14 protein-coding genes are annotated in these 16,905 nt (G+C 42.7%); 8 read left to right on the top strand and 6 right to left on the bottom strand.

The window, feature by feature from the left end; all coding sequences use genetic code 11:
* The first annotated feature begins 492 nt into the window (after positions 1 to 492).
* Positions 493 to 1,464: a phospholipase D family protein gene (locus GYX26_RS01310; protein WP_174827729.1), complete on the top strand. Its 972-nt coding sequence runs from the start codon at positions 493 to 495 to the stop codon at positions 1,462 to 1,464.
* 359 nt (positions 1,465 to 1,823) lie between these two features.
* Here GYX26_RS01310 and purM read toward each other — a convergent pair whose 3' ends face one another.
* The 5 genes from purM to rpsP form a co-directional block, all read right to left on the bottom strand.
* A complete protein-coding gene (gene purM / locus GYX26_RS01305) occupies positions 1,824 to 2,858 on the bottom strand; it encodes a phosphoribosylformylglycinamidine cyclo-ligase (RefSeq protein ID WP_174827728.1) in 1,035 nt (344 codons plus the stop codon).
* A gap of 378 nt (positions 2,859 to 3,236) precedes the next feature.
* The gene (rplS, locus tag GYX26_RS01300) at positions 3,237 to 3,602 is read right to left on the bottom strand and encodes a 50S ribosomal protein L19 (RefSeq protein WP_025331156.1); all 366 of its coding nucleotides are present in this window, start codon (positions 3,600 to 3,602) and stop codon (positions 3,237 to 3,239) included.
* 13 nt (positions 3,603 to 3,615) lie between these two features.
* Positions 3,616 to 4,362: a tRNA (guanosine(37)-N1)-methyltransferase TrmD gene (trmD, locus tag GYX26_RS01295; RefSeq protein ID WP_174827727.1), complete on the bottom strand. Its 747-nt coding sequence runs from the start codon at positions 4,360 to 4,362 to the stop codon at positions 3,616 to 3,618.
* Entirely contained in the window at positions 4,362 to 4,874 is a 513-nt protein-coding gene (rimM, locus tag GYX26_RS01290; protein ID WP_100138505.1) for a ribosome maturation factor RimM, read from the bottom strand. Before rimM ends, trmD begins: the two co-directional genes overlap by 1 nt.
* 16 nt (positions 4,875 to 4,890) lie before the next feature.
* On the bottom strand, positions 4,891 to 5,139 hold the full coding sequence (rpsP, locus tag GYX26_RS01285) for a 30S ribosomal protein S16 (protein WP_025331153.1): 249 nt from the start codon (positions 5,137 to 5,139) through the stop codon (positions 4,891 to 4,893).
* Positions 5,140 to 5,544: 405 nt separating this feature from the next.
* Between rpsP and GYX26_RS01280 the strand changes: the two genes are divergently transcribed.
* The 7 genes from GYX26_RS01280 (at position 5,545) to GYX26_RS01250 (ending at position 12,516) form a co-directional block, all read left to right on the top strand.
* Entirely contained in the window at positions 5,545 to 6,504 is a 960-nt protein-coding gene (locus GYX26_RS01280) for an acetyl-CoA carboxylase carboxyltransferase subunit alpha (RefSeq protein WP_174827726.1), read from the top strand.
* Complete coding sequence (gene tilS / locus GYX26_RS01275; protein WP_174827725.1) at positions 6,482 to 7,807, top strand: tRNA lysidine(34) synthetase TilS; 1,326 nt, start codon at positions 6,482 to 6,484, stop codon at positions 7,805 to 7,807. Before GYX26_RS01280 ends, tilS begins: the two co-directional genes overlap by 23 nt.
* Positions 7,808 to 7,884: 77 nt before the next feature.
* Positions 7,885 to 8,481, top strand: a complete 597-nt coding sequence (locus GYX26_RS01270) for a sigma-70 family RNA polymerase sigma factor (RefSeq protein ID WP_174827724.1) — start codon at positions 7,885 to 7,887, stop codon at positions 8,479 to 8,481.
* Positions 8,482 to 8,952: 471 nt separating this feature from the next.
* Complete coding sequence (gene groES, locus GYX26_RS01265) at positions 8,953 to 9,240, top strand: co-chaperone GroES (protein ID WP_100091007.1); 288 nt, start codon at positions 8,953 to 8,955, stop codon at positions 9,238 to 9,240.
* A gap of 62 nt (positions 9,241 to 9,302) precedes the next feature.
* On the top strand, positions 9,303 to 10,949 hold the full coding sequence (groL, locus tag GYX26_RS01260) for a chaperonin GroEL (protein ID WP_100091008.1): 1,647 nt from the start codon (positions 9,303 to 9,305) through the stop codon (positions 10,947 to 10,949).
* A gap of 865 nt (positions 10,950 to 11,814) precedes the next feature.
* Positions 11,815 to 11,970 (top strand): hypothetical protein, encoded by a 156-nt coding sequence (locus GYX26_RS01255; RefSeq protein WP_174827723.1) that lies wholly within the window; start codon positions 11,815 to 11,817, stop codon positions 11,968 to 11,970.
* A 402-nt stretch (positions 11,971 to 12,372) separates the two neighbouring features.
* Positions 12,373 to 12,516 carry a hypothetical protein gene (locus tag GYX26_RS01250; RefSeq protein ID WP_174827722.1) on the top strand — a complete coding sequence of 48 codons (144 nt, stop codon included), beginning with the start codon at positions 12,373 to 12,375 and terminating at the stop codon, positions 12,514 to 12,516.
* A gap of 519 nt (positions 12,517 to 13,035) precedes the next feature.
* Here GYX26_RS01250 and GYX26_RS01245 read toward each other — a convergent pair.
* On the bottom strand, positions 13,036 to 16,893 hold the full coding sequence (locus GYX26_RS01245) for a calcium-binding protein (protein ID WP_174827721.1): 3,858 nt from the start codon (positions 16,891 to 16,893) through the stop codon (positions 13,036 to 13,038).
* Between the last annotated feature and the right edge of the window lie 12 nt (positions 16,894 to 16,905).

Below are 16,905 nucleotides of genomic sequence, written 5' to 3'. Positions count from 1 at the left end.
GCATAACCATGATTATGCCTTTTTTAATTTATACCTTACAAATACGCTTGGAAGCGCTGAGACTTCCATCTTGCAAACAGGTTTTATACCCGCACAATAAGAAATACCGCTTTTTTTCCAGAGCAGGGCAAACAGCCTTTGACTTGTGCAATGCTAACCATGAAAGTAGCTGCGGTTATAATTAATAGCCATTTTTGCATCACTACTCCTGTTATTTTAATTGATAATTAACGTTATTATAAATAAAATAAAATATGGATATGCTTGTTAATATTATGTTTTTATCCAAATATAGCTTATTGATACATTATCTTTTATGTTAAAAGCATTTTTATTTTGTCTAAATAAAGCACTTGTTGGACAAAGCCTATAACAATACCGGCTAAATAATAAGTGATTTGGCTTAAGATTAATCAACAAAAAAGTTGTTGTAAATGACCATGTGCTATAGTCAGCACATTAAACATCTAAATGTTAAATTAGAGGATAAATATGAAAATTTTGAGAGAAGATTGTCTGCGTGAAATCTTACTACAAAATTATAATAAAAAAATTACTATTGTTTCTGCTTTTATAAGTGGAATTGAATCTGATATAAAACAATTACTTGATCAACATAATCAGGTTGAACTTATTATAGGGACAATCAATGCCTTTTCTTCTATCGATTTGATAGATTTTTGCATTGAAGAGGCTGAGGAGAATAATAATTTTAAATTTTATATTGATTTCAGATATGACGATAGCGTTCATTGGAAGCTCTATATGATTGAGCCAGATATTACTATTATAGGAAGCGCCAATTTTACCCAAAAAGGGCTGAAGCTTGTTCGAGATACATGCCTTTACATACATAATAAAAAGTTGTATTTAGACTACTTAAAAGAAATTGCTGAAGTAAAAGTATTAGATAAAGTATTAGATTGTAAGGATAAAAATTTTAATGATGAACTAGAAAAATATAGAAAAAAGCATTTAAAATCTAGAGTTTGGTTAAATTCAAATAGTACAGATTCAAGTTTGGAAGATTATTTAAAAAAAGAAATTCCACCTGAATTACCAATTTTAATTTGGGATAGATATATGGATGAGGAGGAAATGAAATATATTGAAGCTAAAGTTGGAAAAGAAAATTCTTGTGAGCAACTAAATTTTGATAAGCATGAATGCTTTAAGATTGATCGTGAGTATGAAAAAGACTATAGAGAAAATGAGATTATTTTATGTATGAATAAACGGGGGAATAAAATCAAGTTTTTTTGTTGCCAGAAAATTGTCGTTGATAAATCAAAAGGTAATATGTATCTTATTGATTTTTTAAAGAAGAGGTCTGAGGGGCCATTTAAATTAACCAAAGAAATTAAAAGTAGGCTTAAGGAAAAAGCTCTAGAATGGAGCAAAGATGAAACAGATAAAGTTAAATTAAGCTATGCAGATTTAAAGGAATTGTTACAGAATCAATGATTTAAATTTTTTAGTGTCATGTGTTTGGGTTATTTATTATGATAGCTGTAAGAAATTATCTATTCTTTGATATTGTATCCTTGTTTGCACAGGATTGATTAGTTTATTTAGGCACCATTCTGATTTATCTGAATCATTTAATAATACTTGAAGTGTTAATAAAGAAGTAAGATTTTGTATAACTTGTCTGTGGAAAGCTTCCTAAGGAGAACAGTTTTACTTGCGATAGACGAAAGTGCTTTTCACTACAAAGTTAATTAGTTATCAGTATTATTTGACCAAATCAATTTGAAAAAAGCCCAGAAATTAGCGCAAGCTGATACTGGGCTTTTGATTTATATTCTGTAGATGTAATTTTTTCAGCCTATTTGCGTCTGATGTTCATCACCCTGACGTGTACGAATGGTACCAATCTGGTAAACAGTTTCGCCCTGCTGTTGTAGAAAGTGCTGTACAGCAACAGCGTCTGCGGCGTCTACAATCACTACCATGCCGATACCACAATTAAAGGTACGGTACATTTCCTGTATATCTACTTGTCCGGCCTGCTGTAACCACTGGAAGAGTTTTGGCAGTGGCCAAGACTGGGCGTCAATTGCGGCAACAGTGTTGTCTGGCAGGATACGGGGTACGTTTTCGCTGATGCCACCACCGGTAATGTGTGCCATACCCTTGATGGTAAACTGTTTTAATGCAGCCAGAATGGGCTTAACGTATAAACGGGTAGGGGTGATGATGGCCTGCCGCAGGGTTTTGCCATTTTCAAATTCGGCGTCCAATTCTGGTTGGGCACGCTCAATAATTTTGCGCACTAATGAATAGCCGTTGGAATGAATACCATTAGAGGCCAGTCCCAGTACAATATCACCGGCCACAATACTGCGCCCATTGATGACTTGTTCTTTTTCAACCACGCCTACAGCAAAGCCAGCCAAATCATATTCGCCATCTGGGTACATGCCGGGCATTTCGGCAGTTTCACCGCCAATCAGGGCACATCCTGATTGTTCACAACCGGCGGCAATACCTTTAATCACTGCTGCTGCACGTTCAACATCCAGTTTACCACAGGCAAAGTAGTCCAGAAAAAACAGTGGTTCTGCTCCCTGTACCAGAATATCATTGACACTCATGGCCACCAGATCGATACCGACGGTATCGTGTTGATCCCATTCAAAAGCCAGTTTTAGTTTGGTGCCTACGCCATCGGTACCGGATACCAGTACTGGCTGGCGGTATTTATGGCTGATTTCTACAAGTGCGCCGAAGCCGCCCAAATCGCCTAATACTTCAGGGCGCATGGTACGTTTGGCAAATGGTTTAATCTTTTCGACCAGCGAATCGCCAGCGTCAATATCAACACCGGCATCGCGATAACTCAGGGACTGGCTCATTAGTGTGCTTCCTTTGGACAAGAACAAAGCTGATTGAGATGGAATAGACAAAAAACTGGGCAATTTTAACATTTTTCATCTTTTTACGGTGTTGAAATTGGTACAGTTGATTAGCGGGCATATTCTGGCTTATATCTTTCTGACGGCTATGAGCAGGATAAATAGCTGGCCAATCGTAGCATTAATATCTGATAAAGGAGAGCGGAAAAGATATTGAAAATGGCTGGCTGGACTACTTGGATGTTTATTGCTGTTGGCCTTGACAGGATTGTGGCAGACGAAAATTCTATGTAATTTAGCACAGCAATCAAAGAAAAAGGCCGAATTGATAAATTCGGCCTCAGGATTAGTCTGCTATATGCAGCTAATGTATGCTGCTTAGGCTTTGCGAGCCGGCAGTTTTTCACGAATACGGGCAGCTTTACCGGTTAAGCCACGCAGGTAATACAGTTTGGCACGGCGTACATCACCACGGCGTTTAACTTCGATTTTTTCAACGGCTGGAGAATATAACTGGAATGTACGTTCTACACCTTCACCGCTGGAAATTTTGCGAACGATGAAGTTGCTGTTCAGGCCACGGTTGCGACGGGCGATTACAATGCCTTCATAGGCTTGCAAACGGGTACGGCTACCTTCGGTAACGCGTACAGATACTACCACGGTATCACCTGGCGCGAAGGCCGGGATTTCTTTATTCAGACGAGCGATTTCTTCCTGCTCTAATTGTTGAATCAAGTTCATGTTAAGCTTCCTGTTATAATGGGATGTCCCGTTCCTCTTGTCTGATATGCTGCAAGAGTCTGGATTCCTCTGGGGTTAATTCACGGTCGGCCAGTAAATCCGGACGACGTGTCAGTGTGCGCCTGAGCGCCTGAGTTAATCGCCATTGTGCGATTAAAGCATGATTACCGCTACGCAATACGTCGGGAACTGTCTGCTGACGAAATTCTACCGGACGGGTGTAATGCGGGCAATCAAGTAAACCATTGGCAAATGAGTCTTCTACTGCTGAGCGCGCATCACCAAGTGTGCCGGGTAACAGGCGGATTACAGCGTCCATTAACATCATGGCCGGTAATTCTCCACCGGAAACCACAAAGTCGCCGATACTGATTTCGGTTACTTCGTTGCTGGTGAGAATACGTTCATCAATACCCTCATAACGACCACACATTACAATCAGTGCTGGTTCTCTGGCCAGACTGGCTGCCCGTGCATGATTCAGCGGTTTGCCCTGCGGGCTCATGTAAATCAATCGTCCCTGCGGGCTGCTTTGTCTGGCCGCATCTATGGCTGCCTGCAAGGGCGGAGCCATCATAATCATTCCCGGGCCACCGCCAAACGGGCGGTCATCAATATGCCCCAGTGGATTATCGGCAAATTGCCGCGGGTTGATTGCTGCAAACTGCCAGATGCCCTGTTGTAAGGCACGTCCGGTTACGCCACTGTCGGTAAGGGCAGTAAACATTTCCGGAAACAGGGTAATGGCTTGAATATGCATCAGTAGTCGCTGCCCCAGTCGACACAAATCTGCTGTTGTGGCAGGTTTACTTCGTCAATGTACTGGGAGACAAAAGGAATCAGTTTACGGCCAAAAGCACCATCTACTACCAGTACGTCATGCGCACCGGTTTGCATTAATGAACTGACAGTGCCCAGATTTTCCTGTGTACGGTTAAGTACGTTCAGGCCAATCAGGTCTGCCCAATAATACTCATCGTCATCGGTTTCGGCAAAGCTGGCACGGTCTATTTCGATAGTAAAGCCGCGCAGTAGTGCTGCGCTGTCACGATCGTGTATTCCGTCAAACCTCACCTGTAATTCATCACCGCTGATTTTGCTTTCGGCAATGCTCACAGTTCTGGTTTGGCCATCTTTACTCAGCTGCCATTGCGGATAGTCAAGCAGGCTGTCGGTATATTCAGTATCGGAATGGACTTTCACCCAGCCCTTTACGCCGAATACGCCTTTAATATAGCCCATTGCTACCCATTGTGGCTGTGTACTATTCATCTGCTTTACTGCTGAATCAGGCCGCAGCCTTTTGCTCTTTAACCAGTTTGGCAACGGCTTCGCTTAATTGCGCGCCCTGACCAATCCAGTGGTTCAGACGGTCTGCGCTCAGGCGTACGCGTTCCTGTTTTTCATTGGCAACAGGGTTGTAAAAGCCAACGCGTTCGATAAAGCGGCCGTCACGACGGTTGTGAGAGTCTGCTACGACGATGTTATAGAAAGGACGGTGTTTAGAACCACCGCGAGCCAAACGGATAACTACCATAGTGTATTCCTTAGTGAAAAAATCGAAGTAATTTTATTCTGTCAAGATAACAGAAAATCGCTAATTTTAGTGGGTAATTCCCAGTCTTGGCAAGCTGTTAATGCATATTTGTTGCATATATATTGCTGTGGGTTTGTTTGTTACCGGATATTTATTTTTCTGACATCTGCACTGGTGCTGTTAGGGTAAATTATTGCTGTATATGGTTAAAATCCGATGGGGTGTGATGATGTCTGCCAGATATGCTGCTGGCGATTTGGGTATTTTTTTATAATTATTCTTGTGAAAATCATGTACTTATATTTATTTTTTCGATATGTGTATTAGGTTTTTGCTATTTGGGGCTGCGTAGCTTCATTTCTTCGCGTATCATAGCTGCCACATGTTTTTGCGGATATCTTAACAATGAAACAGATTTTTTTGGATTTTGAACAACCTATAGCCGAGCTGGTACAAAAAATTGATGAGCTGCGCTTTGTGCAGGATGAATCGGCTGTGGATATTTCCGAAGAAATCGCACGCCTGAAAAAGAAAAGCGATGATTTAACCAAAAATCTTTTTGCCAAGCTGACTCCGGTGCAGATTTCGCAGGTATCCCGTCATGCCCAGCGTCCTTATACATTAGATTATATTGATGCGCTGTGTACGGATTTTGAGGAATTGCACGGTGATCGTGCATTTGCTGATGATGCCGCTATTGTAGGTGGCCTGGCACGCTTTAATGGTGAAAGTGTTATGGTAATCGGCCATCAGAAAGGCCGTGATACCAAGGAAAAAATTCGCCGTAACTTTGGTATGCCTAAGCCAGAGGGTTACCGCAAGGCCTTGCGTCTGATGAAACTGGCAGAAAAATTTCAAATTCCCTTACTGACTTTTATTGATACACCGGGAGCCTATCCCGGTATCGGGGCGGAAGAGCGTGGCCAATCTGAGGCTATTGGCCGTAATCTGTATGAACTGGCGCGGCTGCGAGTACCGGTGATTTGTACGGTAATTGGTGAAGGTGGCTCTGGCGGGGCACTGGCTATTGCGGTGGGTGATTATGTCAATATGCTGCAATTTTCTACCTATTCAGTCATTTCACCGGAAGGCTGTGCCTCTATTCTGTGGAAAACGGCTGAAAAAGCACCGGAAGCTGCTCAAGCGCTGGGTATTACGGCTAAGCGTCTGCACGATTTGAAGCTGATTGATACTGTGATAGAGGAGCCTTTGGGCGGAGCGCATCGTAATTATCCGGAAATCATGCAGCGGGTAAAATCTGTACTTACCCGCCAGTTACATGAAGCTAAAGGTAAACAGTTGTCTACTTTGTTGACGCGTCGCTTTGATCGTTTGATGAATTATGGTCAATTCAACGGTAAATAAAATTTGTATCAGTTTATGTGATGATATTGCGCAACAATGGTCAGCCACTATGGCTGACCGTTGTGTTTTAGCCGTAGGTCTTAGTGGCGGGCTTGATTCGGTGGTGCTGTTGCATGCTTTGACTCTTTTACGCAACAGATTGCCGCTTGAGGTGTCTGCTCTTCATGTGCATCATGGATTAAGTCGGTATGCAGATGAATGGGCAGCTTTCTGCCAGCAGTTATGTGCATCTTGGTCGGTGCCATTAAAGATAGTTAAGGTGAATGTGTGTGCTGCTGGCGAGGGCGTGGAAGCAGCGGCACGTAAGGCGCGCTATCAGGCTTATGCTAATAGTGAAGCGGATGCAGTGGTGCTGGCGCATCATCGGGATGACCAGATAGAAACCTTTTTTTTGGGTGCATTGCGTGGTGGTGGTTTACGTTCACTTTCGGCTATGCCTCTGGTGCGGCAATTGACTGAACGTACAGCTCTGTGGCGGCCATTATTGCATTTTTCACGACAGCAGCTACAGGCTTATGCTGATGCGATGCGGCTGGTGCACATTGAGGATGACAGTAACACTAATTGTACCTATTTGCGCAACTGGCTGCGTTTGAGTGGTTTGCCGCACTGGCGCGAGCATCAGCCGCATCTGGATACGCAGATTGAAGCAGCGGTAGGGCGGTTACAGGATGAGCTGGCCTTACTGGATGAAGTGGCTGAAGCTGACTGGACTATGTTGCATGCACAACAGCAGGGATTTCAGATACCTTTGTGGCGCACTTTGAGTGCGGCACGGCGCCGGCAACAATTACGCCTGTTTGCGCATAAAAATTGTCTGGGGATGTCAACTGCGGCCGCGCTCACGGAATTTGCACGACAGTTGATGGAAAGTAAAAACGGTGCACAATGGTCTTTGCCCCACGCTTGTGTAATTTATTATGATTCCAGATTATGGATAAATAAGCATGAGGTAAACCGGCAATGGCTCTGGTTTGAGTTGCTGCCAGTAACCTGCCGCCAGTTAATCGCTGCTGGCTATCTGCAATGGAAGCGGCATACCTTTGGTTTGGCAGAAATTGCCGCTGAGTGGACGGTGCGTCAGGTGCATGCTCAGGATACAATTGTTTTGCGAGGAGGAAGAAAAAAGGTTAAGAAGTTATTACAGGAACGGAAAATCCCGCCTTTTATGCGTGCTGTCTGGCCGGTTTTGTGTGATTCGAATAATCAGTGTGTTACTGTGATTAATGTGGCTGTGGCCACTGATATTGGTGTAGTCAATGGCTGGATGCCGCTTATGGAGGATTTACCTATCAGGCTATAAAGTTGGAAGATTAGTACTATATTTATCGCAGATTCAGCTGCTGATTGATGCAATAACAATAACTAGAGGATGACAGTATGCATGATAACCGTACCCAACAGGTTGAAGAACAGATGTTGGTGCGTAAGGCTCAGCAGGGTGATGCGCAGATTTTTAATTTGCTGGTTAATAAATATCAACGTCGCTTGAATCATTTCCTGCATCGTTTTACCCATGATGAGCAAATAACGCTGGATGTAGTACAGGAAACGTTTCTCAAAGCTTATAAGGCTTTACCACAGTTTCGTGCTGGTAGTCAGTTTTATACGTGGTTATGCTGTATAGGAATGAATACGGCCAAATCTATGGCCGCCGTGTACGGGCGGGAACCTCAGATGATTACTGAAATTGTGGATGACGATGGAGAACAGGTTGATGTACTGGAATATTTGTCTGATTATCAAACGCCGGAAGCGCAATTACTTAATCGCGAACTGATTGATGCAGTGGATGAGGCTATTGACAATTTACCGGTCAATCTGCGTCAGCCGATTATATTGTCGGAGGTCAATGGTTTGACGTATGAGGAAATTGCTCAGGTGATGGGTTGTCCGGTTGGTACGGTGCGCTCACGTATTGCTCGTGCCCGTGAAATTTTATCGACACAGATTAAAACCAGATTTGACCGTGAATAAGCACTGGTTTTGGTAATACTCGGAATAGCCAGCATTTGTCTGTAGTGGATAGATAGGGTAACTGAGCCAGCTATAGATATTGCTTTTAATCAGCTTAATGCTATTTGAATTTTAACTGTTTATCTGAATTGCATGCTCATTTGTTAAGATTGTCTAAAGGTTGAATTCTGTTTATCAGAAAAACAGAGTTATTGTTTTGGGCGTTTATGTTATACATGAGCCCCATTGATTCTGTGAGCACAAATATATCTGGATTGCTATGGAAGCTATGTAGCTGTAATAACAAGGTTAATTTGTCAATTTTGCTAAGCATTTGTAAGAAATGGGAAAAAAATTATCTTGCTTACTCTTGAATTGTGAGTAGCTAACCTTACCTTATTAAGCGAACTGAATTTTACGCCCCGCAATAAATGCGGGTTTGTATTAACCAACTTTGCAGTGCTGTAGGCACTAAAGATGTGGAGAACATATATGACTATTCGTCCTTTGAATGACCGCGTTGTCGTAAAACGTTTGGAAGCTGAAGAAAAAACTGCTTCTGGCATTGTGTTGCCGGGTTCTGCTGCTGAAAAACCTGATATGGGTGAAGTAATTGCTGTAGGTAATGGCAAACTGTTGAAAAATGGTGACCGTCAGAAACTGGATGTTAAAGTTGGCGATAAAGTGATTTTTGGCAAATACAGCGGTCAAACTGTTAAGGTAGACGGTGAAGAATTGCTGGTAATGCGCGAAGAAGATATTTTCGGTATTGTTGAATAAATTATTTATTCAGATATTAAGATTTTATTGCGTAATTGATTATTAAAGATTAGGAGTTACAAATGGCAGCAAAAGACGTGAAATTCTCTGACGAAGCCCGTCAGAAAATGGTTGCTGGTGTCAATGTGTTGGCTGAAGCAGTAAAAGTAACTTTAGGCCCTAAAGGCCGCAATGTGCTGTTAGATCGTGCCTTTGGCGGCCCGCACATCACCAAGGATGGTGTGTCTGTTGCTAAAGAAGTCGAATTAAAAGACAAATTCGAAAACATGGGTGCTCAGCTGGTTAAAGAAGTAGCTTCTAAAACCAATGATGTGGCTGGTGATGGTACAACTACCGCTACTGTGCTGGCTCAGGCGATTGTAACTGAAGGCATGAAATATGTTACTGCCGGCATGAACCCGATGGATTTGAAACGCGGTATTGATAAAGCAGTTGAAGCTGTTATTGCCGAACTGAAAAACATTTCCAGACCAGTACCAGAAAAATCTAAAGAAATTTCTCAGGTTGCATCTATTTCTGCTAATGCAGACGAATCTATCGGTGAAATCATTGCCAAAGCCATGAACGAAGTAGGCAAAGAAGGCGTGATTACCGTAGAAGATGGCAAATCACTGGAAAACGAAGTGGAAGTAGTTAAAGGTATGCAGTTTGACCGTGGCTACCTGTCTCCTTACTTCGTAACCGATGTGGAAAAACAGATTGCTGGTCTGGACAGCCCATACATTCTGCTGTTTGATAAAAAAATCTCTAATATCCGTGATCTGTTGCCAGTTCTGGAACAGGTGGCAAAAACCAGCCGTCCGTTGCTGATTATTGCTGAAGATGTAGAAGGTGAAGCTCTGGCTACGCTGGTGGTAAACAATATTCGCGGTATTCTGAAAACTGTTGCTGTTAAAGCTCCGGGCTTCGGTGACCGTCGTAAAGCCATGTTGCAGGATATTGCTATCCTGACCGGCGGTACTGTTATTGCTGAAGAAGTTGGTCTGTCTCTGGAAAAAGCCACTCTGGAAGATTTAGGTCAGGCTAAACGTGTAGAAGTTGGTAAAGAAAATACCACTGTGATTGATGGTTTGGGTGACAAAGCTGCTGTTGAAGCTCGTGTTGCTGAAATCCGTAAACAAATCGAAGTAGCTACCAGCGACTACGATAAAGAAAAATTGCAGGAACGCGTGGCTAAACTGGCTGGCGGTGTGGCAGTAATTAAAGTTGGTGCTGCTACTGAAGTTGAAATGAAAGAGAAAAAAGACCGCGTGGATGACGCTCTGCATGCTACCCGTGCTGCCGTAGAAGAAGGTGTGGTAGCTGGTGGCGGTGTTGCGCTGTTGCGTGCCCGTGCAGCAATTAAAGACCTGAAAGGTGCCAATGCTGATCAGGAAGCCGGTGTGAAAATCGTTCTGAAAGCAGTTGAAGCACCATTGCGTCAAATCGTTGCCAATGCTGGCGATGAACCAAGCGTTGTGGTGAACAATGTGTTGAATGGTTCTGGTAACTACGGTTACAACGCTGGTACTGGTGAATACGGGGATATGCTGGAAATGGGTGTGCTGGATCCTGCTAAGGTTACCCGCACTGCCTTGCAGCATGCTGCTTCTATCGCTGGCCTGATGCTGACTACTGATTGCATGATTACCGAATTACCGGAAGACAAACCTGCTGCGCCTGATATGGGTGGTATGGGCGGTATGGGTGGTATGGGCGGCATGATGTAATGTGACAATAGTCGCGTAGGAAGCTAGGTCTAGCTATCTACGCCCATAGTACATAGTGAGCACTAACTAACGTTGTGCTCACTTTTTTTCATCAAATAAGTTCAAATATGATAAATCCCTGATGTTCTGAGTTTTAAATCATCTCGAAACATCGGTTCTTCTCTCAGCGAAGACCTAACTTTGGCTTAAAGCTAGAATTCCCAAAATTTATAAAAACATTGATTGTTATAACTAATTGAAATTTATAAAATAGAATCACGATTATAACTATAATAATGTCTAAAAGATTCATATTGGGGCCAACTGGCTGCCGGGTTTGTGATGAAACAGGTAACATTGTCTTTATCAATTTGCACACTGGAATCTATTGGTATGAAGCTGTACTAATAATTGTCTGACTTTATTTTGGTTGACTACAGAGCCAGAACTGTTAAATAGCTAATAGTATTTTAGATTAGCGCGTCGTCAGTAATTGCAGGGTAAACGTGCTTTGACAACGTACTCCCTAATTTTCAGATATTATCTGACTGAGAGGAAAATAATAGATTCCGTCAGTAACAGATAGATAAAAATATATACCGGATCATAGTATCGTCAACTGTTCAGAAATAACGATGATTGGAATATCCATGATGTTTTACACAGGTGGATGAATACAGTAATGAAGTTAACAAGTTAATAATGTTGCATCTAAACTACTATCTGAAAAAAAAACATAGATTTATCTTTTTATTAATATTGAAATTATTTGAAAATAACAGATAATAGAAGTGTATTCGTGTGCAGTTAAGTTGTGTGCCATGGGTATAGGGTGATGATCTTTTACTAAGATTATCAAATTGTTTTTTTGCAAGGAGATTGTAGTATGTCTGAACCAAGTGCACCGTATTACCACAAAAAAAGTGGGGATACGTATCATTGGGAAACAAGTTGTTCTAAGAATCATTATCCTGATGCCGGTTGGGAAAAGGTTAATGAAAAACCACGTAAAGAACAATGTGATGAGTGTAAAGCTAAATAGCGGTTGTTTACTTTAAACAGTAGTACGGATTTATAAAGGCTGGAACTATATGCAATGAAACTTGCATATGTGCTTCTTAAGCTTGTTGTGCTGCTGGCCGACATGTTGCTTTAAGCACTCTGCTTAGTGATGCAATAGCCGGATATCAAAGATATCCGGCTATTGTGCTGGTTCAAGAATATTAATTTAAACATTGAAAACAGCCGGTATGAAGCAGTTGTAACTACCTCCTGAAATAGTACAACCCCAAAGTAAGAAATTCTCTCCATTAACCCACAGAGAATTTAAACAAGAAATAGATGACTGAAGATCAAATCGTATCCATTTTAACAAAAGCTGAAGCCAGTATCCCTGTCAAAGAGCTTTGCCGTAAATATGGCATTGGTAATTCGACTTTTATAAATGACGGGGAAATATGGCGGTATGGAAACCTCGGCTATCAAACGCTTAAAGGAACTGGAAGCTGAAAATCGTAAGCTCAAGCAGATATTTGCCGAGCTGGGTTTAAAATCACAGCTTCAGGAAGAAATTATAAAAAAGCTGTAATGTCGACAAAGGCCGGTAAAGCTTGAGATTGAGATCAGGAATTACAAGCAAGTCATCCTGTTACTATTGCCATGAGTTGTGCTATTGTTGGCTTGAATCGTTATGCTTACTATTATCAGAGCGTATTGCCAATTACAGCTTAATTTCAGAGTAACTGGGTAAAATCACTTGGTATGGCCATAGATTATATTCAATCAAATAGCCATCTCAAAACGGGTATATTGAATGATTTAATCGTACTTATCAAACCGAAGTATTGGATTTATATATTTTTAATAATTCTGCACAAGCAAGGGGATTAACTGGGGGAATAGTTAAAGATTGATAATGCCAAAATCCCCCAGGAAACACTAAATAATATGACACCTGCCGCATATAAAACATTCAAACTCGCAGCGCAATTTTTTACATCAGTTTTGTACTGGCAATAGCGTATTTACAAGAATAAAAATTTATATACACCATGCATACAAAAAAGCCTGCAAAAATAATTGCAGGCTTTGGATCCAAAACCAGTAATTAACTGCCCCAGTAGGCCGTTATCACATTCTGTTGCTGTGACAATACCACTTGTTCCGGAGCTGCCATAGTATCAGCAACATTAGAGCCCATATTGGCCATAGCCGTAATCAAATATTGCACCTGTGTTGCAGCCTGTGCATTATCAGTATTTACTGAATTATGATATCCAGCCAGCCTGTTATCAAATAAATAATTTACCTCATTTAAATGATACAGATTGCCATTACCGGCCAGATGAGTATCAGCAAAACGTACATGATTCATGCTAAATAAATCATCAGCATCATCATGATAAAGCTGCATCCCATCCATGCGATCCGCAATTGCAATTTTACCGTTTTCAGCAGAAGCCTTAATTTTATCTATCCCAAGCTCGGCCGCCGTCATCGTTTTATCGGCAAACTCAAAAACCTGAATTTGGTGCGCTTTACCGCCAAAGAAGTTTTTCACCACAATAGAATCCGTATCCTGATATCCACAGATAACCAGATCACAGCCTTCTTTGCGATAAATAACCTCATTAGCCAGCACATCCGTGAATCTGATGGTATTCACATCCTTGTTGCAGGGATTGCATTCCAGAATAGTATCTTGGCCATGTCCTTTACTGAAAACATAGATGTCATTACCAGAGCCACCTTCCAGATAATCATTACCCATACCACCGACAAGGATATCATCGCCTGTACCGCCATATAAGCGGTCATCACCGCTACCACCATCTAGATAATCATTACCTGAGCCGCCAACCAGCTTATCACTACCCGCGGCACCAAACAGCTTATCATTACCCTTACCGCCATTCAGATAAGTATCCTCAGAGCCATAAGCATATAACTCATCATCACCGTTCGTGCCGATTTGAGTAAGCTTACGGATATCTGCAACATCTAATTGGCTGCCATCAGCAAACTTAATCAAGTCAATCTGATTAACGCCAGAATCACGGAAGAAATTAATAATTTTCAGCGAATCATCCGAACGCTTCGAAACAATATAAAGATCCTGCCCCTTGCGAGAATAAGTAAAATCTTTTTTTACCCAATTATTAAAGAGCACAGTATTAACGTCTTTACCGGTAGGATTGAATTCAAGCAGCTCGTCATGGCCAAAGCCTTTATCAAACACAAACAAGTCCGAACCTATACCACCTTCAAGGTAATCATCGCCCGTGCCGCCGATAATAGTATCATCGCCATCACCGCCATAAAGAATATCATTGCCGGCGCCACCGACTAACACATCATTGCCGGCACCACCATCCAGATTGTCATCACCATCACCGCCATCCAGAAAATCATCCCCACCGTGGCCCTTAAGCACATCATTACCGCCCAGGCCAATTAAAGAATCATCAGATTCATAGCCAATCAGAATATCATTACCTTCCGTTGGCTTTAACAACAACGCCTTGATTGCCTCAACATCAAGCTGCGAACCATCAGCAAATTCCACCACATCAATCTGGTCGCCGCCGTGGCCATCGCCAGTAAAGAAATTAACTACCGTAATCTGATCAGTAGTACCCTTGATTTTCAATAACAGATGATTACCATCGCGGGCAAAAAGCACCTCATCCTGCACAATACCATCGGTAAAACGAATCTTATCAACCTTATTCATCCCGGTATCATGATTGCGAATAATATCCTGGCCAAAACCACGCGCAAACTCATAAATATCCGATCCGGCGCCACCGTCCAGCTCATCATTGCCGATACCACCAATAAGCACATCATCCCCAGCACCACCGTACAGAATATCGCGGCCGCCACCAAGCAGATTAGTGCCAATCAGAATATCATTGCCATCACTGCCAGACTGCACACTCAGCTTATCCTGTACCGTTTTACCCAGCAGCTCACACCACTGGCCAAATACATTATGCGCTTTAGCGTAATCAGCATACTCATTGAAAAGCTTCACCCCATCCGGCCAGAAACCTGTATAGTGATAAGCCAGCAATTCCCCCAAATCCACAAACGCCTTTTCCGGATTGTGCCGGAAAACCTGATTAAAAGTAGCTGCAATACCCGAAAAATCCAGCGAAACCTCATCATTTTCCAGTTTAAAGGTTAGCTTTTCCAGATAAGGTTTCAGCCGCGTTTGGAATAACAGACTCTCATACAGACTATTGCGAATCCCGTTATAAGTCTTATCAATCGTATCCAGAAGCTGCTGCCGCTGCTTTGGCGTACCCGCATAAAATAATCTTGAGGTTTCACCAGTAAACGCATTCAGAACATTCAGCTTACCGCTATAAGTCTTAAACTTCTCCGCCCATACCGGATCAACAAAAGTAAGCTTACTTTCTTCTGACGGCCTGATAGCTGAGCCACCAGAGCTGGCAGAGCCGCTATTAACCCAGCTCGTGCCCAAAGCATAATTGGCCTTTTCATCAAACTGCGGGTCGGATTTCGCCCATTCCTCCAGCAGCTTGTCCAGCAATGCCAGTTGCTCAGCGCGCGTTTCTGCTTGCGCATAGGATTGCAAAACAGCGGCTAAATTTTTAGAAAGCGCTGCTGCATCGCGTAAATCGCGTACCCGCCCTGTACCTTTCAGATTAGGCGCCTGCTTTTGCTCCTCAGTCAGTTTTACTTCCTCAGCATACTCACTGAAAACCGGCTTATGCTCAAAATTCACATCACCCATAACCCGGGTTTGCCCGTCAGTGGTTTCATAGCTGCCGATTTGAGCCAGCGTATTGCCATTTTTCAAACTGGTATTACTGTTTTTATTTTCCAGATTCAACGCCTTCACGCCTACCTGTTCCAGCGTAAACAGCTCATTGCTCTGGCAGATACCATCCTGATTCAAATCACGCCACACGCGCAACTGATCAAAGTGCGCATCCTGCGCATCTACCCGGCCATCGCCATTACTGTCAAACTCGCGCAATGCCGCATAGCCATTGGCCGCCTTGCTGCCATCCGCCAGCAGCGTACTGTCACCAAAGAGCTCCGTACCATCATTAATAATCCCATCGCCATTACGGTCTACTGCCAGCAGGCCGTCATCAGCCTTTACCCAGCCAGTAGCCGTACGGATACCATCACCATCATGGTCAAATAACGCCCCACTTAATTTTCTCGAACCAGTCGTTTCAATTCCATCACCATCCAGATCCAGTACCAGCGGGTCATAGACATAATATTTACCGTCGCGAGGTAAATCAAGCCAGTCTCTCAGATCCTCACAAATCCAGCCGCCAAAATTAAGTGGATCATTCCGAAAATTGTAGGTTCCAACAGCAAGATTACCCATGGTTCTTAATAAATCCCCTAGGTTGATACTATCTGTATCAATTTTATCAAGATGATGCCAGTCAAGTGTCGAACCCGGCCAGTCCTTGGGAGTCAGGCTATCCGGGTCAAAACGGGTAAAGCCCTGTGCATCTGATTTTAAAATACCATCTAACGAAACTCTGCCAGACTGAGCGATATTATTCAGTAAGGCTCGAGCCATCTGATTAGAAAATTGATTATATTTATTGTTATCATATCTGCCCATCCGAGAGCGCAAGATCAGATCCGTGACTCCGCGCAGCGCTTTATCCATCACATTGCCCAAGGCTCCGCCGGCCTGCCCGCGGCTATTGGTGCCCACCGCCACATTCAGCCACCAATCTAACCCATTGGCATCCGGATTACCTGCTGGAATGGTGGATTTTAAATAGTCATAAGCTTTGGAATAATCTGCATCTTCGCCATGAGCAAGTTTATTCTCAATATCATTAATAATTGATCTTAATTCCGCTCTTTGAGCTTCAGTCAAATCATAGGAAGCCTTTTCAGCCATATATGATTCTAAATTAAGATATCCTTGGAAACCTTCACCTTTAATAAAGCAATTCATACCTACTCCTTT

Source organism: Snodgrassella sp. ESL0253, from assembly GCF_013344965.1.
GTDB lineage: Bacteria > Pseudomonadota > Gammaproteobacteria > Burkholderiales > Neisseriaceae > Snodgrassella > Snodgrassella alvi_B.
Note: the sequence above shows the minus strand (reverse complement) of the source record. Positions and strands in the feature narration are given on the sequence as shown.